Source organism: Pseudophaeobacter sp. C1-32P7 (assembly GCF_041008775.1).
GTDB classification, from domain to species: domain Bacteria; phylum Pseudomonadota; class Alphaproteobacteria; order Rhodobacterales; family Rhodobacteraceae; genus Phycobacter; species Phycobacter gallaeciensis_A.
On sequence record NZ_JAXGFR010000017.1, the window covers coordinates 35,132 to 55,834 of the forward strand.

Genomic DNA, 20,703 nt, shown 5'->3' on the forward strand with positions numbered 1-20,703 from the left:
GGCGCAGTCGAGTTTTTAATTACATTTTGAAGAACTGGAGACTTTCATGCCCCTCAAATTCCTGCACGTCGCGGCCGTGATGGTCGCGGTTACGCTCATTGCCCTGCCCCGCAATTCCATGGCCGAGACAGGCCCGCTGCTGGTGGAGCTGAACAAGACCGAAGAGATCGACGGCGGTGGGTGCCGCGCCTTCTTCCTGTTCCGCAATCAAACCGGGAAAAGCTTTGCCGGGTTTGAAATGTCTCTGGCGATCCTTGATGCTGGCGGTGTTATCGACCGGCTTCTGTCGGTGGATGCCGCCCCCCTGCCCGTTCAGCGCACAACCCTGAAACTCTTTGAAATTCCCGACATCGCCTGCGGCAACATTTCCGAGATCCTGCTGCATGACATCACCTCCTGCCAGCCGCAGAACGAAGAGCAGATGGATTGCTTTCCGATCCTCAACCTTGAATCGCGCGCAGCTGCGCAGCTGGTGAAATAAGATGGCCACCACCTGGGAAATGCTGGGCACTGGCGGGCCAGTCATCGCCTTGTTGGCGCTGATGTCGCTACTGTCCCTCACCGTGATCGCGGTGAAGCTGATCCAGCTCTGGTCCGTCTGCCGCGGAGAGGCGGCGCGGGCAAAAGCGATCGACCTCTGGAGCGGCGGCGACCGGAAAAGCGCCAAAGACGCAATAATAGCGGGCCGCGCCCCGGCCGACCGTGTCATGACCTATGCGATGGACGCCCTGGGCAGCGGCCTCAAAGGCCCTCTGCTGATGTCCGAACTTGAGCGGCGCGGCAACGAAGAGGTCGCGGGCATGAACAGCCTGATCCGGTTGCTGGAACTCATCGCCATGGTGTCGCCCTTGCTGGGGCTTCTGGGCACCGTTCTGGGCATGATCCAGTCTTTTCAGGAGCTTGAACTGGCTCAGGGCGCTGCAAACGCCTCGGTTCTGGCCGGCGGGATCTGGCAGGCGCTGCTGACCACCGCGGCAGGGCTGCTGGTGGCCATTCCTGCGGCCATCGCGGCAGGGCTTTTTGCATCCCGGATCGAACGCGCGGCCCAGACCATCGAAAGCGCCGTGGGCAGGCTGATGCTGGCCGACGCCAGCCGCTGATCGGATGGTGGCGCCATGATCCTGAAACGAGCCTCAAGACCCCGCGCGCTGATCTCGTTGGTGCCGATGATCGACGTGATGCTGATCCTGCTCGTGTTTTTCATGGTCACCTCAACCTATCTGAACCTTGATATGATCCCGGCCCTGCGGGCCTCCGACGGGGCAACAGGCCCTGCCGCGACGCCAACCGATACGGTGATGATTCGCCTCGGCGCAGATGGCATTCCGGTGATCCGGGGTCGGCCCCTGTCCGGCTCCGAGTTGGACAGCCTCCTGCGCAGCACCATTGCCGCCGACCCTCTGACACAGGTTCTGATCCTGCCCTCTGGAGCCGCATCGACGCAGGCTCTGATCAGCGTGATGGACAAGGCCGCACAAGCCGATGTGCAGCAGCTACGGGTCCTGAGGCTGGAGGTGCAGCCATGAAGCTGACCCGCCCTGCCCGCGCAGCCCAATCCGAATCGATCATTGCCCTGATCGATGTGGTGTTCTTCCTGCTCATTTTCTTCATGCTGATCGGACGGATGGACGCCACCGCTCCATTTGAAGTCAACCCGCCCCATGCCGAAACCGGACGCGATATGCCCGCTGGCGGCATCACGCTGGCCGTATCGGCGAAGGGCGCCCTGGCGCTGGATGGCGATGACATGCGCCCCGAAGATCTGCCCGACGTGCTGAGCAGGCATCTGCAGGATAACCCGGATCTGCGCCTACGGATCAACGCCCACCGCGCAGCAGAGCTGCGCAATGTCCTGCCTCTGGTCAGCCGCGCGCAACAGCTCGGCTTCCGCGATGTGGTTCTGGTCGTCACCCCCGAGACCGGCGGATGACATCGCGGGCCTCCATATGGGGTGCGGGTCTTGTCGCATCTGGCCTGGCCCATGCGGCCATGGCAGGCGCGCTGGTGTTCAGCCTGCGCCCCGATGATCTGGTCAAACAGCCCACGCCCCAAAGCAGCCTGACAATGGCGGCGCAACGGCTGAACCGCAGCCAGGCAATCCCGCAGCAGCCCGAAGGCGAGACCGCCGCAGAGGCTGATCCGCAACAAGAGGGGCTGGCGGCCAATCCGCTGCCGCAATCAGAGGCGCGCCTGGCCGAGCCGCAACCACAGGCCCTTGCGAGCTCGCCCCCCTCCCTTGCCTCGGTTCCGGCAGCCGCGCCCGCACAAAGTGCAGCTATCGCGCAAGCCCCACCTGCGGCGCAGCCCATTGCGTCTGCGCAAGTCAAACCGGCTGCGGTTGCCAGCCTATCCCCCGAGATCACACCATCCATATCGACCACACCGTCTGCCGATGTGGCGCTTGCCGCAACCGATCTACCGCCTGCCCGCCTTTCACCGGCTGCAGAGCCCTCACTCGACGTGAAAACGGCGGCCCCGGCTGCGCAGCCCATTGCTCAGTTCGCCCCTGACACGGCGCCGGTGCCGCAGGCATCGCCATCAGTGGATGCGGCGCAAACGCTCCCGCCCAAAGCTACGGTTTTGCCCACCGCCGTTCCGCAAAGTGATCAGGTCACCGCCGCTCTTGCCTTTCAGGGCGGCGCACCGGACGGGATCGACCCTGTCTCACTGGCGGCCTTCCAAAGCTTCATGGCGCCCACCGCCGCTGCGTCAGACGGAAACAGCCTGCGGGATGGGCTGCTGGGCAGTCTGGCCGCCGTGCCCTGCTCCCGGCTTCAGGTTGCCTTTGACCCGGATACCGCCACGCTCTCCCTGCGCGGCCATATTCCGGAAGACGGGATGCGGGCACCGGTGCTTGCCGCCCTTCAGGCGCAGATGGGACAGGACATCACCGTATCCGACCAGATGCGCCTGCTACCGCGCCCGCAATGCGGCGCCCTTGCCGGGATCGGAGAGGTCGGCCTGCCGCAAAGTACGGATCAGATCACCAATCCCCTGCTGGTCGGGGACGACGCCCACGCACGGGTCCTGTCCTATGCAGGCGGCGACCGGCTGTTCTTCGATCTGACCGCGCCGGATTACCCCGCCTATGTCTATGTCGATTATTTCGATGCAGGCGGGCAGGTGCTGCATCTGGTCCCGAATGAAACCATCGCACTACAGCAGACCCCTGCCAAAGATCCGCTGCGCGTTGGTGCCAGGGAAGACGGAGATCCCGGCCTGCAGATCGCCGTTGGCCCGCCCTACGGGCAGGAAATCGCAGTCGCCTTTGCCGCCTCTCATCCGCTTTTTTCCGGGCTGCGTCCCATCAGCGAACCCGCCGAACCCTATCTGGCTTGGCTGCGCGAGCGTGTGACAGAAGCAAGAGAGCAACACACTGATTTTAAAGGGGAATGGGTCTATTTCCTTGTCACCACGCACGCACCCTGATCCCGTCCAGCATCATGCGGAACAGGCAGGCACCCAATCTGCCAGCGTGATAGATGATCCCCTATTGGCAGCCCCCGGCGGCCCAGGATTTCAGCGTGCGTTTCAAGGCGCCGCCGAACGGATGCTGCTTGGACAGGGAGCGCTGCATGTTGAGGCTAAGATAGGTATTGCCCTGATCGCATAGACGCTCCCGGTTCCATTGATGGCAGGCGCTGCAGGTCTGCTCTTTCCAATAGCTTTCCGGCAGCCCCTCGATTGGGGGGAACATCGGCGACAGATCGACCACTTCGGCTAGGCTTTTGCCCGCAAGCGCTGCTACCTCTGCATCCAGGGGGCTGGCATAGGTGACCGGCCCTGAATCCGCGGGTCTTGGCCCCGGATCTTCGGCAGGCGCCGCGACGACCTCCGGCTCTCCCCCAGCCTCTGGATCCGTGCCGGAACCGGCCGTCAGCGCCGCGATTTCGGTGCGGGCGATCTCGGCATAGGTGCCAGCCGGGTAATTTTGCAGATAGGCCTCATAAGCGCTGAGGCTGCCATCCTGCTGCGCCGCATTGAACATGGCCGTTTCGGCCTCGTCGGGACCTTGTGACGTGGGCGCAGGCGCCGCGGTGCCACCACCGGCCAGTTCCTCTGCCATGACGTCCTTCAGCATGTCCCGCGCCTCCTGGGTATAGGCCCCGTCGGGATAGCCGCGCAGGAACAGCATCAACTGCACCGGATCCCGCGTCGCCTCGACCGAGCGCCACAACTGCAGCTCCTCAGTCTCTGCCGGTGTGAGCGCCCGTTCCTCAGGAGCCTTGGCAAAGACGAAGTCGCTGACCAGCGATGAGGTGTCCCAGGGGGTCTGCTGTCCCCGGCTCTGCTCCAGTACCGCGCGGCGCACGTCCTTGAACACCTGCTCGACCGGCTGGCCCGGGACCTGAATTTGCGTCGCCAATGCTTGGGTAAACGGGCTGTTGTCCCCGTCCCCATCCAGAGCCACCCCACCCGGAGACGTCGCATAGGCCAGGAAGGTGCCGGTCGGAGCCTTCATTTCGGCCAGACCGCTTTCGTCCAGATCCGGCACATTTTCGAACGGGTTGTTGCGGCAGGCATCCAGAATCACAAGGTTGGTTCGATTGCGCGCCGAAGCCATCTGCCGCAGCACTGATTGCGCTTCGACCGCCATCAGGTCCAGATCCGCGGCATCGGCCAGCGCAACATCGACCGGCAGCAGGTAGTTGTTGCCAAAGCTTTGCACCCCGTGCCCGGCGTAATAGAACAATCCGGTGGCATCTTCCCCCGCCGCCCGCAGGCTGCGCCCGAAATGGGCAATCGCTCGCTTCATCCCGACCTGTGTCAGATCCGTCTCAACAGTGACCGTAAATCCAAGCTGTTCCAACGTCTGCGCGATCAGCTGTGCGTCCCGGTCGGGGTTGTCCAACGCGGTGACGGATGCATAGGCAGAGTTGCCAATGACCAGGGCCAGACGTTCTTCCGCCCTCGCATGACTGGCTCCCCAGAACACAACCAAAAGAAGAGCGAGGCCAATTCGGATCGCCGCAAACATCGCGCGCATTTACTTTACTCCAACACCTTTTCACACCGTCGCAGCATCCACAAAGGATCGCAAGGCCGGGAAATTCCTGCCGAAAGTATCGCCATCCTTGCGCCACACCACAAGTTTCCTGTTATGCTAGCAGCAGTTCCCTACTATTTCGTGCTATGCGGGGAACAGTGTCCTAGTTCCGCCAGGAGTGGCTTGTCCCATGTTCCGATTGCTCATTCTTCCGATTTTCCTCGTCCTTTTCACCCTGCCCCGCACGGTTTTTGCGGCCGATCCGTTCGAACACGGCTGGCAACTGGATCCGGAGATTTCCACCATCACTTTCCTGTCGGTCAAGAAAGGCACCATCGCCGAGACCAGCGAATTCGCGGCCTTCAGCGGGCAGATCACCGAAAAAGGCATCGCCCAGATCAAGATCGCGTTGGATTCGGTCGACACCAAGATCGACCTGCGCAATGTGCGGATGCGGTTCCTGTTCTTTGAAACCTTCGCCCATCCCGAGGCCACCGTCACCGCGGTTCTGGATCCGGCGCAGCTGGCGGACCTGCCCACAGTGCGCCGCAAGCTGATGCAGGTTCCCGTCACCCTGTCGCTGCATGGCGCCGATGTCGACCTGTCCCCGCGGGTTGCGGTAACCCTGCTGGACAATGACCGGGTCAATATTTCCTCGGTCGATCCCGTCATCCTGCAGCTGAAGGATTTCAACCTGATGGCCGGGCGCGAGAAGCTGGAGGAAGCCGCCAATGTCACCATCACACCGCTGGGGATCGTCAATCTCAACCTGACCTTCCAACGCACCTCCCCCGGAACGGCGCCAGCCATCGCCGCGCCTGTGTCCGGAGCCTCGGCCGCGCTGGAAACCGCCGGAGATTTCAGCCGCGAGGCCTGCCTTGGCCGGTTCGATATTCTGTCCCGCAGCCGCAGCGTGAACTTTGCCCCGTCCACCGCGCGGCTGGACCGAACCTCGATCATCTTTCTGGACAGCCTGTACGATATCGTCAGCCGCTGCCCCTCGATCATTCTTGAGGTTGGTGGTCACACCGACAGTCAGGGCCAGGCGGCCTGGAACATGCGACTGAGCCAGCAACGCGCCGATGCGGTGGTGAGCTATCTGACCCGCAAAGGCATTGGGGCGGATCGACTGAAACCGGTCGGCTATGGTGAAACCACGCCGCTGGTGTCCAACGACACCGCGCAGAACCGGGCCAAGAACCGGCGGATTGATTTCAAGGTTCTGAACTGACCCACGGCAAACCGGCAAAAAAGAAAGGGCTGTCCCCGCGGGGACAGCCCTTTTATTTTCTCCAAGACACTTCGCCCTGTGGCTGGGATTTATTCCGCGCCCCGGTCCAGCGTGGTGAAGAAGGCCGAGATTGCCTCTTCGAGCCGACGCCGGTCGATGGCGGAGAAATCCCGTTCCATCGCCATCTCGATCTTCCCATCCCGGGCCTGACATCGCACCGTCCCCGCGGGGACAGCGCAGCGCAGGGTCGTCTTTGCACTGGCCGATTTCGGCGCGGTCCCACCAGCGGGACTGCTGGAAGCTTCGGATGTCGGCGATGTCAGGACACCCCGCAAAAGCACCAGTTCTGCCTCTGCCGTATCAGGCCGCAGAGACCGCAGCTGTGCCTGCAACTGCGCTTGCGCCTTTGGATCATCCGCCAGCCGCTTCTTCAGATCGAGCCCCAACGCGCGGGGGATCACCTCAGGGAAGGTAAGCTCGGGCCCGATCATGAGCAGCAAGTCGGCAAAATGGCGAATGTAGCTACGTTTCTGACGACCGGCAGAGGCATAGAGAAGCCGCACCGCCTCATCAATGCTGTCCGCCTCCGTCTCGGGATCCTGCGCATAGGACACGGCCAGCTGCGCCATCTCGGCAAAGGAGATATCCCGGCGCACCAGGTTTTCATCGACCATCCGGCGATAGAGGCCCTGCAGGGTTTCCCCCTTGGCCACCAGCCCAGCCGGAATGGCTGCGAAGCTGTCATCGCCCGTTTCCTCAAGCAGGGCACGATAAGCCGACAGACGCCGAAAGCCCTGAACCAGCTGATAGACACCCCCGTCTTCCTCGACCCGGATCGGGTTCGACAGCCCGATCGAGCGGATCGAATCCTTCAGCTCATCCAATTCGGGATCCCGGCTGACAGAGCGGTCCCGGACCAGTTTGTCAGTGCGGATCTTCCCCAGCGGGATCCGGTCCACGACCAGCCCCAGTTTCTTGAGCCGCACGAACTCATGCGCCAGCCGGTCATTTTCCGCTCGGATCGTTTTCTCTGCCTCGGCGCGCTGGCGCAGGGCATCTGCGTTCTCGGTGATAGCCGTCGCCATCGGACCGCGCCGCGCCGCGCCGGAGCCCGATCCCTCAGCCGTGTTCTGCCGGGGCGGTTCGGCCGGAGCCGGGGCAGGGGAGTCTTCTGGAAAATCGATGTCGAAAACTCTGCGCTTGCTCATGCTTCATCCTCCAGCTTTTCCCAGGCGGCCACCGCGTTTGTCTTGAATTCATCATAGGCCTGATCAAATGACGCCCGCGCACGCCGCCAGGTTTCGCGCGTCATGTCCCGGTAATCGATCTCGTAGATCGAGCTCAGGAACCGCCCTGACTGTTCGACCGCGCGGGTCATTTCGATCGGATGCTCAGTCATCCTGCCATCGAAAACCTTCATGAAGGCACTACGCATCGCGCGGTGCAGATCGTTGCCGGATTCATAGCGCGTCAACAGGAAGCGGACGTCCTGAAACACCTTCGGCAAAGAGAACGTCCCCGCGGGGACAACCCCGTTGAAGGCCGACAGATCCTCAAGCGCTTCGGACAGCTGTCCGATAAAAGAGGTGGTGGAATCGTATTCCCAGTAGCCCGGCCCCGACGGGATGTAGAGCATGTCGGCCGCAAAGACCGCATTCATCGACTGATAGCCAATCGCCGGCGGGCAATCGAAAATGATCAGGTCATATTCATCCGCCGGTAACTGATCGAGGTAACGCGACACAGCCGCAAAGAAGGACCATTCAGGATTGAGGTAGCGGTACTGCGCGCTGGCAAATTCAACAAAGGCCGCATTGGCGCAGCTGGGCACCAGATCAATCGTCGGCCAACTGGTCGGCTTGATGAAATCCCCGATGCGCAAATCCTGCAGACCCATGCCGGTGATCGATCCCGGCAGGCGACGTTCGGGCAGGGCGGCCCCGGTTTCGGCGCCCCGGGCTGATGCATTCATGCGTTCGGTTTCGCGCACCAGATCCCGCGCCATGATGCCCCAGACCGTATAGTCCTCGGTCACGTCGCTCAGCCCCATGGAGTGGGAGAGGGTCGCCTGCGGGTCGAAATCGAGGCAGAGCACCCGGTATCCGTCCAGCGCCGCCGCGTGGGCGAAATGCAGTGCCACGGTGGACTTGCCGGCGCCGCCCTTGAAGTTGGAAATCGCCACCCGCAGAGCGCGCTTGCCCGCCGGGCGCTGCGGCAGCAGGGACTTGCGGTTGATCTTGATCCGGCGACGCAGCTCGTTGATCTCTTCCAGAGAATACCAGCGCTGGCGGCCGTCTTCTTCGACCTGTCCCTGCGGCAGGGAGGGGTCGGCCGCCAACCGCCCGCGCAGAGTGGATTGATTGACCTTGAAAATCAGCTCTGCGACTTCCCAGCTGGAAAATCTGCGCAGGGTCTTTTCCATCTCGGGGGAAAAGGTCTGCTGCCGGATCCAGCTTTGCATCTTGAGTGACTGCGCCTGCAACCGGGCCAGGTCTTCGTGTGTAAACATGACTGCTCCTACATCAAAGTGGCATAGGTCCCGTTTACCCAGGACGCTAATTCTGCCTCAAAACCCATTTACGTCGGATTTGCAAAAAACGCAAAACCTATTATTGTTCGGATTAGCGTCCTGTCCCTGCGGGGACACTTTGTTCAGAGGGCTGAAAACAAACACCTGTGTCACCGCTCCGCCGATTCGGAGGCACATGGCAATACGCTCCGTTTTTTGGCCTACAATGGCGCAGATATAGGGGGACATAAAGAAACCCTCCCCAACCTATTGGGGGACATTTTCGATTGAATAAGGGACATCCAGAACGTCCCCCAATACCATTGATACCAATTTTCTTATCAGAAAAAGGTTTGGGTATGCCCGACCAATCCGATGGGTTCTTGACAGAATCGGAACTCCGGACGCAAATTAGGCCAAGATACAGAAAAACGTTGAGTTCGGATCGAAACCGACCAACACGACGGCTGCGTTCTCTCAGACAAGAAAACACAGCGCATGAGGCAACCGGCTGCTATTTGAAACAAATAGCAGCCATGGCGGGAACGGGGATGGCAATGCTTGCCAAAAGACCAGCGGGTCGTCATGCGGCGGCGATCAAGTACGATGTTCTCACTGCCATGGGAGCATATGCGCTGGCACAGGGACCAACCTCCCAACGGCTTGTTCTTCGTTTACTGACGCTTCTGACAGCTCGCTACAACTGGCAACGGGATGAACTTGCTGTAGGCCAGCGCGAGATTGCCCGGCTCTGGGATGTGGATGAGCGCACCGTGAAGCGAGAGATGGCCAAGCTGCGCTCCATGGGATGGCTGGTCATCAAACGGCAGGGCGCGCGGGGCAGGGTCTCTCAGTACGGTCTGGGGCTGGATCGGATACTGGATGACACCCGGGACCGCTGGGCCGCCGTAGGCCCTGATTTTGACTGCAGGATGAGCGGTGGCGACGAACAGCCAACCAATGTGGTGCCCTTGCGCAGCGAGGCCAGCGCACCGGCGCCGGATCTGTCTGATGGCACCGAATGGAGCCTCGCCAAGGGCTTGCTGCATACTGAGGACATGGCGACCTATACGGCGTGGATACAGGCTCTGACACGGGAGAGCAGGGCAGGGGGCCGCCTGGTGCTGCGCGCGCCGAGCCGGTTCCATGCGACCTATGTTATGTCGCACCTGAAGCGCAGACTGCTGACCGCCTGCCGTGATGTGGACAGCGACATTACAGACATTACCGTCGTGTCGTGAAGAAAGGCGCCCCCGCATCGGAGGGCGCCTAGAACGGTAGGTGAACCTATCGGCGATGCCCGCCGGGCACCTGACGTTCGAAATAGCCGAACATGAGGCTGATGATCCCTGCAATCACCATATAGACCAGCGCCAGCAGCAAGAGCGGCTCATAGACGATGAAGGTGTCGGAGCGAACGCGGGAGGACACCGCGTAGATGTCCATAACCGTGATGGTGGCGATCAGCGGCGTTGCCTTCAATTGCAGGATGGTTTCCCCGCCAAGCGTCGGCAGCACATTGCGCACGGCCTGAGGCAGCCAGATGCGGCGGAACATGGTCATCCGGGGCATGCCAAAGGATTTGGCCGCCTCCAGCTGTCCACGGGCAACGCCAGAGAATGCGCCCCGCATCACCTCGCCCTCGTACCCGGCATATGACAGCGTCAGCGCCAGCACCGCATAGGGCCAGGCCTGCCGCAGGTACGGCCATAGTTCAGAGGAACGGATCCAGGGAAACTGCGGAAACAAGGAGCCAAGCCCATAATAAAGCAGCCAGATCTGCAGCAGCAACGGGGTGCCGCGTATCACCGTGCAGAACATCCGGGCCGGGGCGGACAGATACCAAGGCCCCACCGCCTGGGCGAGCCCCAGCGGCACCGCCAGAAGAAAGCCGAGGATGGTTGTCACCACGAGGATCCAAAGCGTGGTCCACATGCCTTCGATCGCCAGCGGCATGTATTTCGGCAGCCAGTCCCAGCGCAGGCTGACGGCGCACCAGACAACAAAGGCCGCAAAAAGCGCCAGCATCACGATCCGATGCGGTTGGAAAAATGCGCGCAGGCTGGTCATTGGCGGCCCTCCTTTAGCGACGGCTGACCACGGCGGGCCCATTTCTCAACCCGGCCAAAGATGACCCCGGAGCAGAGCGTAACCAGCAGGTAGAGCGCCCCGGCAGCAAGGAAGAAGGTGAAATAGGCGCGGGTGCTGCTGGCGGCCTGTTTGGTCTCCAGCGTCAGCTCGTTGAAACCGACAACGGCCAGCAATGCGGTGTCCTTGGTCGCGATCAGCCACAGATTGGCCAGACCCGGCGTGGCAAAGGCCATCATCGCCGGGATGGTGACCCGGCGCATGGTCATCAATGCAGGCATCCCATAGGCGCGGGCCGCTTCGATCTGACCGGGCGGGACGGCTTGAATGGCGCCGCGCAGCACTTCGGTTGCATAGGCGCCCTGCACGATCCCCAGAACCCAGATGCCGGCGGCGACCCCGTTGATCTCGATCCGCCCACCGCCAAGCAGCGCCGATGCCTTGTTGATAAGATCGGTGCCCACGTAATAGAGGATCAGGATCAGCACCAGTTCGGGAACGGCGCGGATCACGGTGGTGTATACGGCCAGAAGGTCACGCGTGACCTTCCCGCCGTAAAGTTTTCCATAGGCCCCGAACAGCCCGATCAGAAGCCCCAGTCCAAAAGCACCAAAGGCGATTTGCAGAGAATTTGCCAACCCGCGCAGCAGGTTGCTTCCCCAGCCTGGAGCCGACAGCGATAGCAGTGCTGCGCTGTCAGCCAGACCAAGCGCGTTCAGGAAGTCAGTCACGATAGCGCCTTAGTAGATGCTGGTCGTGAAGTACTTAGAGGTGATTTCGGCGTGGGTGCCGTCGGCAAGGATCTTGGCGATCCCTTTGTTCAGCGCCGCCTTCAGATCCTCTTCACCCTTGCGCACACCGGCGCCAACACCTTTGCCCAGAATGGCAGGGTCGTCTTTCACCGGACCTTTGATCTCGCAGCAAGCGCCTGCGTCAGAACCGACGAAATCCGCCATGGCGATGCTGTCGGCCTGGGTCGCGTCGATGCGGCCGGCGAACAGATCCTGGTTGGCTTCGTCCTGGGTCTGATAGACGCGGATTTCGGCGTCCTTGAAGTATTCCTGCGCATAGGCCTGGTGGATGGTCGAGGCCTGCACGCCCAGGATCTTGCCTGCCAGCGATTCAGGGGTCGGCTCAATGTCCATGGATTTGTCCGCAACGATCACCGTGGGGGTGTTATAGTAAGCGTCGGAGAAATCGATGGTTTTCATGCGCTCTTCGGTGATCGACATGGAGGCCATGATGGCGTCGATCTGCTTGCCGGTCAGCGACGGGATAATGCCGTCCCATGCAACCGGAGTAATCACGCAGTCCAGTTCAGCAGCGGCGCAAACCGCGTTGATGACGTCGATTTCCCAACCAACCCAGTTGCCGGAGCTGTCAGCCGAAGCAAAGGGCGGATAGGGTTCGGCCGCGATACCGATCTTCACTTCTTCGGCGGTGGCCATGGTCGCGGCCAGCGCCAGCGCGGCGGTTGTCGCGGAAAGCAATGATTTGAATGTCATAGGTATTCTCCCTGAGTTGAGATGATTGGCCTTTGCGGCCTTGCCGCCCTTAGTGGACGGATTTCAGAAACTGTTGCAGACGGGGGGATTGCGGGTTGCCAAAGACCTGTTCTGGCGGTCCCTGTTCCTCGATCCGCCCCTGGTAGAGGTAGACAACGTGATCCGCGACCTCGCGGGCGAATTTCATTTCGTGGGTCACCAGCAGCATGGTGCGCCCTTCGGCGGCAAGGTCGCGGATGACCGTCAGCACTTCGCCCACCAGTTCCGGATCCAGCGCCGATGTGGGTTCGTCGAACAGCATGACCGAGGGATCGACCGCCAGCGCGCGCGCAATCGCCGCCCGCTGCTGCTGTCCGCCGGACAGAAAGGCCGGAAAGGTATCTGCCTTGTCGGCAAGCCCGACCCGTTCCAGCAACTGGCGGGCCTTGGTGATCGCTTCGGCGCGCGGTTGTTTCAGCACATGCACCGGCACTTCGATCACGTTTTCCAGAAGGGTGCGGTGGGTCCAGAGGTTGAACTGCTGGAACACCATGGCCAGACGGGTGCGGATCCGTTCGATCTGACGGCGATTCGCCGGACTGCCATCGCTGCGCATGGCGACTTCTTCGCCGCCGATGATGATCTTGCCGGACGTGGGTTGTTCCAGAAAATTGATGCAGCGCAGCATAGTTGATTTGCCAGAGCCGGAGCCGCCGATGATGGCGACCACGTCGCCTTTCTGCGCGGTCAGTGAAACCCCCTTCAGAACCTCCAGATGCCCGAATGATTTGTGCAGATCCGTGACCCGGATCGCCTCGGTGGCGGCGTCGGGGGCAGGGGGTGTCTGAGCAGCTGTGCTGGCAGCGGCGCTTTGCGGCATTTTTCGCGGTCCTTACTTTTCGGCTTGTAGTAAGGACGAACAATAGTAATTATGCAAGTGTATAATTTGAAATCGTCAGGCCGGAGAGACCGTGACCGAAGAACGCCGGAAATTTAAGCGGGAGACTGCAGAGGCCCGAAAGGCCGCCCTGATCGCGGCTACGCTTGAGCTGGTCGCCGAAAATGGCGTGCGTGGGGCGACGGTCCGGGCCATCGCCGAGCGTGCCGATGTGACGCAAGGTCTGATCCGGCACTACTTCTCCTCCAAGGAAGAGTTGATCAGCGCTGCCTACGAACATCACATGACCTATATGACGGATCTGACCGAGGCCCCGGCCACGCAGGTCACCGGCTGTGCGGTGAGCAGGTTGTCGGCCTTTGTTGTGGCCTCGCTTACGCCGCCGGTTGTCGATCCGCGTTCGATTGGTCTTTGGGCCAGCTTCCTCAACAAGGTGCAGCAGGATCCGGTCATGCGCCAGATTCACGCGCAGACCTATGCCGATTTCCGGGACCGGCTTGAGGCGCTGATTGATGCTGCGCTGCGTGAGACCGGACGCTCCGTCGCGCCGCCTGGTCTGCGTCATCTCGCCATTGCCTGTAACGCGGTGATCGACGGTCTATGGCTCGAAGGTGGCGCCTTGCCGGATGCTTTTGAGCCGGGAGAGCTGCCCGAAATCGGGGTGCGCTCCGTCGGCGCCATTACCGGATTAGAATTGAAAATGACACCTCAGGAAAAGGCTGATCGGCCATGAAAACAACAGATGTGACCAAGCGTTTGGCAGGGCTGGGCGGTGCAAAATGGGAAATACACCTGAAAGCACGCGCCATGGCCGAAGCAGGCGCCGATCTGGTCGAAATGACCATCGGTGAGCCGGACGTGCCAGTGCCGCAGGCGCTGCTTGATACTGCGGCACGCGCCATGCAGTCTGGCCGTACTGGATACTCCGATGGGCGCGGCGAAATGAATCTACGCCGGGCGCTGGCCGCGCAATACAGCAGCAAGATCGGCCGGGCGTTTGAGCCGGACAACTTCCTTTGTTTTCCGGGCACGCAGACCGCGCTGTTCGCAGTGATGACCGGTGTCGCGCAGCACGGCGATGAGGTGCTGGTCGGGGATCCTATGTATGCCACTTACGAAGGGGTCATTCGCGCAACCGGCGCCAATATGGTGCCCGTGCCCCTGCGCCCCGAACACGGGTTTCGCATGCAGGCCGAAGATATCGCCGCCCGTATCACACCGCGGACCCGCGCGGTGCTGCTGACCTCACCGCACAATCCCACAGGGTCGATTTTGACGCCAGAGGATATCGCGGCCATCGGCAAACTTGCCGTGGAGCATGATTTCTGGATCATCTCGGACGAGGTTTACGCCGAACTGGTGTTCGATGGTGCTGAGTTTACATCGCCGCTGGCGCAGGCCGATATCGCGGACCGGGTGATCGCCGTATCCTCGGTTTCCAAATCCCACGCCGCGCCGGGATTCCGCAGCGGCTGGTGTGTCGCCTCCAAGGACTTCTGCGATGCCTTGCTGCCGTTTTCCGAAACCATGCTGTTCGGCAACCAGCCTTTCATCGCTGACATGACCGAACAGGCGGTGCGCGAGGGATCTTCTGTGGCGGCAGGCATGGTGAGCCGGTTCTCTGCCCGCGCCGAACGTCTGGCGGATCGGCTGCATGCGGAAACAGGACTGACCGTGCACCGGCCGGAGGCGGGCATGTTCGCAATGATCGATGTCTCTGCCACCGGCATGGATGGTGATGCCTATGCGATGGATCTGTTGGAAAACGGTGGGGTTGCGGTGATGCCGGGCTCTTCTTTCGGGGAAAGCCTGAAGACCTGGGTGCGCGTGGCACTGACCATCGAAGATGCAGGTTTCGACAAAGCGCTTGACCGGATCGTGGCCCATGCCGCCCAAAAGGCGCAGGAGGTCGCATGACCAGCGTCGGAGAACAGCTTGTCGCAGATCTGAAGGCGCGCGGCGTGACCTGTGTGTTCGGTATTCCCGGAGTGCACACCGTGGAACTTTACCGGGGGCTTGCCGCGTCGGGGCTGCGTCATGTAACGCCGCGCCACGAACAGGGCGCCGGGTTCATGGCGGACGGTTACGCTCGCGTGTCGGGACAGCCAGGCGTAGCCTTTGTCATCACCGGGCCGGGATTGACCAACACGCTGACGCCCATGGCGCAGGCGCGGGCGGATTCCGTGCCGATGCTGGTCGTCTCCGGGGTCAATGCGGCCCCGTCGCTGGGGAAGGGGATGGGGCATCTGCACGAATTGCCCGACCAGCACGCGCTGGCGGCGACGGTGGCACTGGTGTCCGAACATGTCGACAGTCCAGAAGCGCTGACTCCGGCGCTGAACCGGGTGTTCGATCACGTACGGAGCCCGCGACCCGGTCCTGTGCATGTGCAGATCCCACTGGATATCGCCGGCACTGCCGCACCCGCAGGCGCGGCGGCTCCCCAGTCAAACGCGAACTATCCAGAGGCGGATGCCGATCAGATTGCCGAGGCCGCGCGACGGCTGAACGCCGCGCGGCGCCCGGTGATCCTTGCAGGCGGCGGGGCCAAATCGGAAGCGGCGCAGTTGCGGCGCCTGGCTGAACGGCTGGATGCTCCAGTGGTACAGACGGTCAACGCCCGTGGGGTGCTTTTCGATCATGCCCTGAGCGTTCCGGCGAGCCCCAGCCTGCAGGCAACACGGGCACTGATCGAAGAGGCCGACGTGCTTCTGGCCATCGGAACCGAGATGGGGCCGACGGATTATGACATGTACGCAACCGGCACCATGCCTGCGATGGCTGGGCTGATCCGGGTCGATCTATGTGACCAGCAATTGCAGCGTCACCCTGCTGAGCTCAGCATTCAAAGCGGGGCAGGGGGCTTTCTGACTGCGCTTCTGGCAGCGATGCCGGACGGGCAGGCGGGTAATGACGGCGCCGCGCGGGCGGCCCGCACCCGCGATGCCGCTCTGGAAGAGCTGGGACCGGAGTATCGCGATCAGGTTGCCGTGCTTGAGGCCATGCGCGATGCGCTGCCGGGGGCGATCATGGTCGGGGATTCAACGCAGCCGATCTATGCTGGGAACCTTTACTACGATCACGACCGCCCGGGCGGCTGGTTCAATGCGGCAACGGGATATGGCGCGCTCGGCTATGGCATTCCCGCAGCCATCGGGGCCGCGATAGCTGCGCCTGACGCGCGGGTGATCTGTATCGTCGGCGATGGCGGTGCGCAGTTTTCGCTGCCCGAAGTCATGGTCGCGGTCGAGGAAGATCTGCCGGTCACATTCGTGGTCTGGAACAACCACGGCTACCGCGAAATCGCGACCTCGATGCAGGACGTTGGCGTGACAGTGGTTGGCTGTGATCCCACGCCGCCCGATTTTGCCGCAACCGCCCAATCCTTTGGCATTCCGCATCAGGCGGTCGCTCAAATCCCGGCCGAGGTCGCCGCTGCTTTGCGCGCGGCGCCGAAATCCGGCCCTTCCATGATTGAAATCGCGGCACCTGTTTTTGTGCCGACACAGGACTAGAATATGACCAACCCTTCGTTTGAGTTTACCCGCGCCATCACCCGCCATCCGGCGGCCAGCATCGTCAACGGGCTGCGCGCCGAGGATATCGGCACCCCGGATCTGGAGACCGTGCTGAAGGCCCATGCGTCTTATGTGGCGACCCTCAAAAGCACCGGCGCCGAAGTGATCGAGTTGGAGCCGCTGGAGGCCTATCCCGATGCGGTCTTTGTCGAGGACACCGCGCTGTGCCTGCCGCAGGGCGCCGTGTTGATGCGCCCCGGCGCGCCGTCCCGCATGGGGGAGGTGGCCGAAATGGCTCCGGCCCTGCGGGGGTGTTACGAAGATCTGCGCGAAATCAAGGGACCCGGCCATATCGAAGGCGGGGACATTCTGGTGACCGGTCGCGAGATCCTGGTGGGCCGCTCGGATCGCACGGATGCGGCGGGCGTTGCCGAGCTGGCAGAGATCGCGGCGGAATGGGGCCACTCCCTGCGCGAGGTTTTCACGCCCGAGGGGGTTTTGCACTTCAAGACCGATTGTTCCCTGATGGATGCGGAAACGATCCTGTCCACCCGGCGGCTGGATGCCTCGGGCTGTTTCGAAGGCTACCGGGTTCTGCACGTGGCCGATGGCGAAGAGGCAGCGGCCAACGCGATCCGGTTCAACAATCTGGTGTTGATGGCGGCGGGGTTCCCGCGCACTGCCGAAATGCTGGACCGCGAAGGGTTCGAGGTCGTGGAGATCGACAACCGCGACTGCGCGAAACTGGACGGCGGCATGTCCTGCCTGTCGCTGCGGTTCTGATCCCGTCAGCGGCCAGTGCGGGGCAGTTTGGTGCCACTCCAGTAGGCGCCGCTGTCCTGACGCAGGTCCTCATAGGCCTCGATCCGGCGGCGGGCGGCGTCTCCGCCTGCCGTGATCAGGTGTGTCAGCAGGCATTCCAGAACCGCCATGGCGCCACCATAGGCCCCAAAGGCATGCAGCGAATTCGACGCGACGGCCAGCACATGATCGGCATGGATGCCGGGGGCGATCACCTCGCTGTCTGAAATCAGCACGACCTTGGCGCCTCTCTTTGCCGCCATGCGCAGGGCCTGAATGGTCCCCGAGGAGTAGGGGGCAAAGGTGATGGCGATCAGGCAGTCCTCCGCTGAGAGGTCGATCAGATCGTCCATCGCCGAGCCCATATGGCGCGGCACCAGATCCAGATCCGGCAGTGCCATCCGCCCCACGTAGTGAAAGTAATGCGCTAGTGCATATGAGGCGCGGGTGGCGGTAACGTAACATCGCCGTGCCGAGGTCAGCGTTTCAACAATGGCAGCGGTCCGTTCGGGGGTCATCAGCCGCAAAGAGCGCGCTACGATGTTGATCTGGTTGCGGGCCGCGCGCGCCTGAAGCGCCGCCGACGGCGCATCGGAGGTTTGCATCTGCGCCAGCCAATCCTCTCCCAGCCCCGCCTCTTGCCCAGTGACAAGCGCGGCGCGGAAGGGGGTGCGCAAGGCTTCGAAACTGTCAAACCCCAGATGTTCAGCAAGACGCACCAGGGTGTTGGCGCTGATCCCGGCCTTGGTGGCGGTAAGGCGCACCGGGTCGAGCGCGAAATCACCCGGGTTATCGATGATATATTTCGCCGCCGCCGCCAGTTTGGGCGGCATGTGGGAAATGCTCTCTTTCAGCGTGGCCAGCAGGCGGGTGGTCTGTTTCGGATCAAGTTGGGGGGTCATGGGATAAACAGAACATATGTGCTGAACCATGCAACAGGAAATCACACGGTCTGCGCAGGCCCACGGATCAATTGCGACCGATGATATGCTGGCGCAGGGCGTGACCCAGACTGGAAAGCGCGAACAGGATGGCGGCAAGGCAGACAATGGTCGGCCCGGTCGGCGTGTCAAAGGTAAAAGCCAGTTGCAGCCCCCCGAGGGCGGACAAGGCGCCGATCGTTGCCGCAATCAGCGCCATTCGTTCCGGGGTCGAGGCAAAGGGACGTGCGGCGGCGGCCGGGATCAGCAAGAGCGCGGCGATCAGCAAGACGCCGACCACCTTGATCGCCACCGCGACGACAAGCGCGAGGGCAATGGTCAGCACCATCTGCTCTCGTTTCGGGTCGATCCCGGCGGCATAGGCCAGATCCGGGTTCAGGGTCGCCGTCAGAAGCGCCGACCACCGCGCCCAGAGCAACAGCAGAACCAGCGCCGCGCCGCCCCAGATAATCGCCAGATCAACGCGGCTGACGGCCAAAATATCGCCAAACAGATAGGCCATCAGATCGATCCGGACTCCATGCAGGAAGGAGACCGCGACTAGGCCAAAGGCCAGCGAAGAATGTGCCAGAACGCCCAGCAGCGTATCCATGGCATAGCCCCGGTTGCTGAGGCTCGAAACCGCTGTCGCCATCATTAGCGAGGTAACGAGCACGCCCGCAAAGACCGAGGTATCAAAAGCCAGCGCCAAAGCTACGCCCAGGATGGAAGCATGCGCCGTGGCATCGCCGAAATAGGCCATTCGGCGCCAGACCACGAAACAGCCCAGCGGCGCCGCCGCCAGCGCAACGCCGATCCCAGCAAGCGCGGCGCGGATCAGGAAACTGTCGAGAAAGCTCATGATACCTTGTCCATATCTGCAACGCCCCTGTTTGCGTCGGAGGGGCCGTGATCGTGGTCGCAGCCAGGACCATGATCGTGGGAGTGGTCGTGCGAGTGGTTGTGTTCGTGCCGGTAAAGCGCCAGCGCTCCTTGGGTTCCGGTGCCAAACAGCGCCCGGTATTCTGGGGCAGAGGCCACGTGTTCCGGCTCCCCCTCGCAGCAAATATGGCCGTTGAGGCAGATCACCCGGTCAGAGGCGGCCATGACCACGTGCAATTCATGGCTGACCATCAGCACCGCGCAGCCGAGTTCAGCCCGCACGGTTGCGATCTGTTGGTAAAAGGCGGCAGAGCCGGGCTGATCAAGGCCTTGGGTGGCTTCATCCAGAATCAGAAGTTGCGGGTTTGTCAGCAGCGCCCGGGCCAAAAGGACGCGCTGGAACTGCCCGCCCGACAGACCCGACATCTGCCGCGTGGCCAGCCGGTCGGCACCGGCCTGTGCCAATGCGGCTTCGGCCTGAGCGTCAGTGACGCGGCTCGGCAGGCTCAGAAACCGGCGCACGGTTAACGGCAGGGTCGGATCGATATGCAGTTTTTGCGGCACATAGCCGATGCGCAGGCCGGGCGCGCGGGTGATGCTGCCCCGGCTGGGCTTCAGGGCGCCGATGATGCTGCGCAACAGCGTGGATTTTCCCGATCCGTTCGGCCCGACGATGGTGAGGATCTCACCCGCTTCGATATTCAGGTTCACATCGGACAGCACCGTGTTGCCGCCATACTGAACGGACAGGCCTTTCAGGGATACAAGGCTCATGCAGCCTGTGCCTTCTGGCATTTCGGGCAGATCCCTTCGGCTTCGACGACGGTGCGTTCGATCAGGAACCCGGCTTCCTCTGCTGCAGAGCCGAGCTGTCCCTTGGTGGGATCGGTATGCACTTCGGCCACGGCATCGCAGATTCGGCAGATCATGAAGATCGGCGCGTGCCTGTCGCCCGGATGGGTGCAGGCCACAAAGGAATTCAGCCGTTCGATCTTGTGGGCAAAGCCATTCTTGACCAGGAAATCCAGCGCCCGATAGGCGACCGGGGGCTGCGAGCCGAGTCCCTCTTCGCGCAACCGGTCCAGAATGTCATAGGCGCCGAGCGCCCGGTGCTCTTGCAGCAGGATTTCCAGCACCCGCCGCCGTACGGGGGTGAATTGCAGGCCCTTTGCCTTGCACCGGGCATCCACTGCGGCAATGCAGTCGTGGATACAGCTGCTGTGATCGTGGGTTTCGAAGCCGATCGAATCCATCAGGGGTCTCCGCACAGGGCAATTGAAGGGGCAGTAACAGGCGCCGATTTGGGTCTTGATATGTTATGTTATGACGTTTATCAAGCCGCGTAATGTTATACAATTACATCGACTCGGGACGAGAGGACTGTC

22 protein-coding genes are annotated in these 20,703 nt (G+C 62.1%); 11 read left to right on the plus strand and 11 right to left on the minus strand.

Annotated elements, in window-relative coordinates:
• The first annotated feature begins 46 nt into the window (after positions 1-46).
• The 5 genes from SM763_RS19335 to SM763_RS19355 are packed head-to-tail and all read left to right on the plus strand — an operon-like array spanning position 47 to position 3,429.
• Positions 47-481, plus strand: a complete 435-nt coding sequence (locus SM763_RS19335) for a hypothetical protein (RefSeq protein ID WP_368999466.1) — start codon at positions 47-49, stop codon at positions 479-481.
• Between the two features lies 1 nt (position 482).
• Positions 483-1,100 carry a MotA/TolQ/ExbB proton channel family protein gene (locus SM763_RS19340; RefSeq protein ID WP_368999467.1) on the plus strand — a complete coding sequence of 206 codons (618 nt, stop codon included), beginning with the start codon at positions 483-485 and terminating at the stop codon, positions 1,098-1,100.
• Positions 1,101-1,115: 15 nt separating this feature from the next.
• Positions 1,116-1,526, plus strand: coding sequence for an ExbD/TolR family protein (locus tag SM763_RS19345; RefSeq protein WP_274840688.1), 411 nt, complete (start codon positions 1,116-1,118; stop codon positions 1,524-1,526).
• A complete protein-coding gene (locus tag SM763_RS19350) occupies positions 1,523-1,930 on the plus strand; it encodes an ExbD/TolR family protein (protein WP_368999468.1) in 408 nt (135 codons plus the stop codon). The genes SM763_RS19345 and SM763_RS19350 overlap by 4 nt, the downstream gene beginning before the upstream one ends.
• Positions 1,927-3,429, plus strand: coding sequence for a DUF4384 domain-containing protein (locus SM763_RS19355; protein ID WP_368999469.1), 1,503 nt, complete (start codon positions 1,927-1,929; stop codon positions 3,427-3,429). The genes SM763_RS19350 and SM763_RS19355 overlap by 4 nt, the downstream gene beginning before the upstream one ends.
• Positions 3,430-3,490: 61 nt before the next feature.
• Here SM763_RS19355 and SM763_RS19360 read toward each other — a convergent pair whose 3' ends face one another.
• The gene (locus SM763_RS19360; protein ID WP_274833987.1) at positions 3,491-4,987 is read right to left on the minus strand and encodes a caspase family protein; all 1,497 of its coding nucleotides are present in this window, start codon (positions 4,985-4,987) and stop codon (positions 3,491-3,493) included.
• A gap of 190 nt (positions 4,988-5,177) precedes the next feature.
• Between SM763_RS19360 and SM763_RS19365 the strand changes: the two genes are divergently transcribed.
• A complete protein-coding gene (locus SM763_RS19365; RefSeq protein WP_274830738.1) occupies positions 5,178-6,218 on the plus strand; it encodes an OmpA family protein in 1,041 nt (346 codons plus the stop codon).
• A gap of 89 nt (positions 6,219-6,307) precedes the next feature.
• Here SM763_RS19365 and SM763_RS19370 read toward each other — a convergent pair whose 3' ends face one another.
• Both SM763_RS19370 and SM763_RS19375 read right to left on the minus strand, forming a co-directional pair.
• On the minus strand, positions 6,308-7,426 hold the full coding sequence (locus SM763_RS19370) for a ParB/RepB/Spo0J family partition protein (RefSeq protein ID WP_274833985.1): 1,119 nt from the start codon (positions 7,424-7,426) through the stop codon (positions 6,308-6,310).
• Complete coding sequence (locus tag SM763_RS19375) at positions 7,423-8,727, minus strand: AAA family ATPase (protein ID WP_274830740.1); 1,305 nt, start codon at positions 8,725-8,727, stop codon at positions 7,423-7,425. The genes SM763_RS19370 and SM763_RS19375 overlap by 4 nt, the downstream gene beginning before the upstream one ends.
• A 557-nt stretch (positions 8,728-9,284) precedes the next feature.
• Between SM763_RS19375 and SM763_RS19380 the strand changes: the two genes are divergently transcribed.
• Positions 9,285-9,968: a hypothetical protein gene (locus SM763_RS19380; protein ID WP_368999470.1), complete on the plus strand. Its 684-nt coding sequence runs from the start codon at positions 9,285-9,287 to the stop codon at positions 9,966-9,968.
• A gap of 46 nt (positions 9,969-10,014) precedes the next feature.
• Here SM763_RS19380 and SM763_RS19385 read toward each other — a convergent pair whose 3' ends face one another.
• The 4 genes from SM763_RS19385 to SM763_RS19400 are packed head-to-tail and all read right to left on the minus strand — an operon-like array spanning position 10,015 to position 13,179.
• A complete protein-coding gene (locus SM763_RS19385) occupies positions 10,015-10,797 on the minus strand; it encodes an ABC transporter permease (protein WP_274833981.1) in 783 nt (260 codons plus the stop codon).
• Positions 10,794-11,546, minus strand: coding sequence for an ABC transporter permease (locus tag SM763_RS19390; RefSeq protein WP_274830743.1), 753 nt, complete (start codon positions 11,544-11,546; stop codon positions 10,794-10,796). The genes SM763_RS19385 and SM763_RS19390 overlap by 4 nt, the downstream gene beginning before the upstream one ends.
• A 9-nt stretch (positions 11,547-11,555) precedes the next feature.
• Complete coding sequence (locus tag SM763_RS19395; protein WP_274830744.1) at positions 11,556-12,320, minus strand: transporter substrate-binding domain-containing protein; 765 nt, start codon at positions 12,318-12,320, stop codon at positions 11,556-11,558.
• 49 nt (positions 12,321-12,369) lie between these two features.
• Complete coding sequence (locus tag SM763_RS19400) at positions 12,370-13,179, minus strand: ABC transporter ATP-binding protein (RefSeq protein WP_274834727.1); 810 nt, start codon at positions 13,177-13,179, stop codon at positions 12,370-12,372.
• A 91-nt stretch (positions 13,180-13,270) separates the two neighbouring features.
• Here SM763_RS19400 and SM763_RS19405 point away from each other — a divergent pair, with 91 nt between their 5' ends.
• The 4 genes from SM763_RS19405 to SM763_RS19420 are packed head-to-tail and all read left to right on the plus strand — an operon-like array spanning position 13,271 to position 17,498.
• A complete protein-coding gene (locus SM763_RS19405) occupies positions 13,271-13,930 on the plus strand; it encodes a TetR/AcrR family transcriptional regulator (RefSeq protein ID WP_274830746.1) in 660 nt (219 codons plus the stop codon).
• Positions 13,927-15,114 (plus strand): pyridoxal phosphate-dependent aminotransferase, encoded by a 1,188-nt coding sequence (locus tag SM763_RS19410; RefSeq protein ID WP_368999471.1) that lies wholly within the window; start codon positions 13,927-13,929, stop codon positions 15,112-15,114. Before SM763_RS19405 ends, SM763_RS19410 begins: the two co-directional genes overlap by 4 nt.
• Positions 15,111-16,712 (plus strand): 5-guanidino-2-oxopentanoate decarboxylase, encoded by a 1,602-nt coding sequence (locus tag SM763_RS19415; protein ID WP_368999472.1) that lies wholly within the window; start codon positions 15,111-15,113, stop codon positions 16,710-16,712. The genes SM763_RS19410 and SM763_RS19415 overlap by 4 nt, the downstream gene beginning before the upstream one ends.
• 3 nt (positions 16,713-16,715) lie before the next feature.
• Entirely contained in the window at positions 16,716-17,498 is a 783-nt protein-coding gene (locus SM763_RS19420; protein WP_368999473.1) for a dimethylarginine dimethylaminohydrolase family protein, read from the plus strand.
• 5 nt (positions 17,499-17,503) lie between these two features.
• Here SM763_RS19420 and SM763_RS19425 read toward each other — a convergent pair whose 3' ends face one another.
• From SM763_RS19425 to SM763_RS19440, 4 genes are all read right to left on the minus strand, one after another.
• The gene (locus tag SM763_RS19425; RefSeq protein ID WP_368999474.1) at positions 17,504-18,418 is read right to left on the minus strand and encodes a MurR/RpiR family transcriptional regulator; all 915 of its coding nucleotides are present in this window, start codon (positions 18,416-18,418) and stop codon (positions 17,504-17,506) included.
• 67 nt (positions 18,419-18,485) lie between these two features.
• Positions 18,486-19,298, minus strand: a complete 813-nt coding sequence (locus SM763_RS19430; RefSeq protein ID WP_274830751.1) for a metal ABC transporter permease — start codon at positions 19,296-19,298, stop codon at positions 18,486-18,488.
• On the minus strand, positions 19,295-20,092 hold the full coding sequence (locus SM763_RS19435; protein ID WP_368999475.1) for an ATP-binding cassette domain-containing protein: 798 nt from the start codon (positions 20,090-20,092) through the stop codon (positions 19,295-19,297). Before SM763_RS19435 ends, SM763_RS19430 begins: the two co-directional genes overlap by 4 nt.
• Positions 20,089-20,571, minus strand: coding sequence for a Fur family transcriptional regulator (locus tag SM763_RS19440; RefSeq protein WP_274834734.1), 483 nt, complete (start codon positions 20,569-20,571; stop codon positions 20,089-20,091). Before SM763_RS19440 ends, SM763_RS19435 begins: the two co-directional genes overlap by 4 nt.
• Positions 20,572-20,703 lie beyond the last annotated feature (132 nt).

What these genes read in the sequence shown, in the direction of transcription:
- SM763_RS19365 (WP_274830738.1), top strand. Translation starts at nt 5,178, where the DNA reads ATGTTCCGATTGCTCATTCTTCCGATTTTCCTCGTCCTTTTCACCCTG.
- SM763_RS19430 (WP_274830751.1), bottom strand. Translation starts at nt 19,298, where the DNA reads ATGAGCTTTCTCGACAGTTTCCTGATCCGCGCCGCGCTTGCTGGGATC.
- SM763_RS19360 (WP_274833987.1), bottom strand. Translation starts at nt 4,987, where the DNA reads ATGCGCGCGATGTTTGCGGCGATCCGAATTGGCCTCGCTCTTCTTTTG.
- SM763_RS19415 (WP_368999472.1), top strand. Translation starts at nt 15,111, where the DNA reads ATGACCAGCGTCGGAGAACAGCTTGTCGCAGATCTGAAGGCGCGCGGC.
- SM763_RS19350 (WP_368999468.1), top strand. Translation starts at nt 1,523, where the DNA reads ATGAAGCTGACCCGCCCTGCCCGCGCAGCCCAATCCGAATCGATCATT.
- SM763_RS19370 (WP_274833985.1), bottom strand. Translation starts at nt 7,426, where the DNA reads ATGAGCAAGCGCAGAGTTTTCGACATCGATTTTCCAGAAGACTCCCCT.
- SM763_RS19335 (WP_368999466.1), top strand. Translation starts at nt 47, where the DNA reads ATGCCCCTCAAATTCCTGCACGTCGCGGCCGTGATGGTCGCGGTTACG.
- SM763_RS19400 (WP_274834727.1), bottom strand. Translation starts at nt 13,179, where the DNA reads ATGCCGCAAAGCGCCGCTGCCAGCACAGCTGCTCAGACACCCCCTGCC.
- SM763_RS19340 (WP_368999467.1), top strand. Translation starts at nt 483, where the DNA reads ATGGCCACCACCTGGGAAATGCTGGGCACTGGCGGGCCAGTCATCGCC.
- SM763_RS19380 (WP_368999470.1), top strand. Translation starts at nt 9,285, where the DNA reads ATGCTTGCCAAAAGACCAGCGGGTCGTCATGCGGCGGCGATCAAGTAC.
- SM763_RS19435 (WP_368999475.1), bottom strand. Translation starts at nt 20,092, where the DNA reads ATGAGCCTTGTATCCCTGAAAGGCCTGTCCGTTCAGTATGGCGGCAAC.
- SM763_RS19420 (WP_368999473.1), top strand. Translation starts at nt 16,716, where the DNA reads ATGACCAACCCTTCGTTTGAGTTTACCCGCGCCATCACCCGCCATCCG.
- SM763_RS19395 (WP_274830744.1), bottom strand. Translation starts at nt 12,320, where the DNA reads ATGACATTCAAATCATTGCTTTCCGCGACAACCGCCGCGCTGGCGCTG.
- SM763_RS19425 (WP_368999474.1), bottom strand. Translation starts at nt 18,418, where the DNA reads ATGACCCCCCAACTTGATCCGAAACAGACCACCCGCCTGCTGGCCACG.
- SM763_RS19385 (WP_274833981.1), bottom strand. Translation starts at nt 10,797, where the DNA reads ATGACCAGCCTGCGCGCATTTTTCCAACCGCATCGGATCGTGATGCTG.
- SM763_RS19345 (WP_274840688.1), top strand. Translation starts at nt 1,116, where the DNA reads ATGATCCTGAAACGAGCCTCAAGACCCCGCGCGCTGATCTCGTTGGTG.
- SM763_RS19355 (WP_368999469.1), top strand. Translation starts at nt 1,927, where the DNA reads ATGACATCGCGGGCCTCCATATGGGGTGCGGGTCTTGTCGCATCTGGC.
- SM763_RS19410 (WP_368999471.1), top strand. Translation starts at nt 13,927, where the DNA reads ATGAAAACAACAGATGTGACCAAGCGTTTGGCAGGGCTGGGCGGTGCA.
- SM763_RS19375 (WP_274830740.1), bottom strand. Translation starts at nt 8,727, where the DNA reads ATGTTTACACACGAAGACCTGGCCCGGTTGCAGGCGCAGTCACTCAAG.
- SM763_RS19440 (WP_274834734.1), bottom strand. Translation starts at nt 20,571, where the DNA reads ATGGATTCGATCGGCTTCGAAACCCACGATCACAGCAGCTGTATCCAC.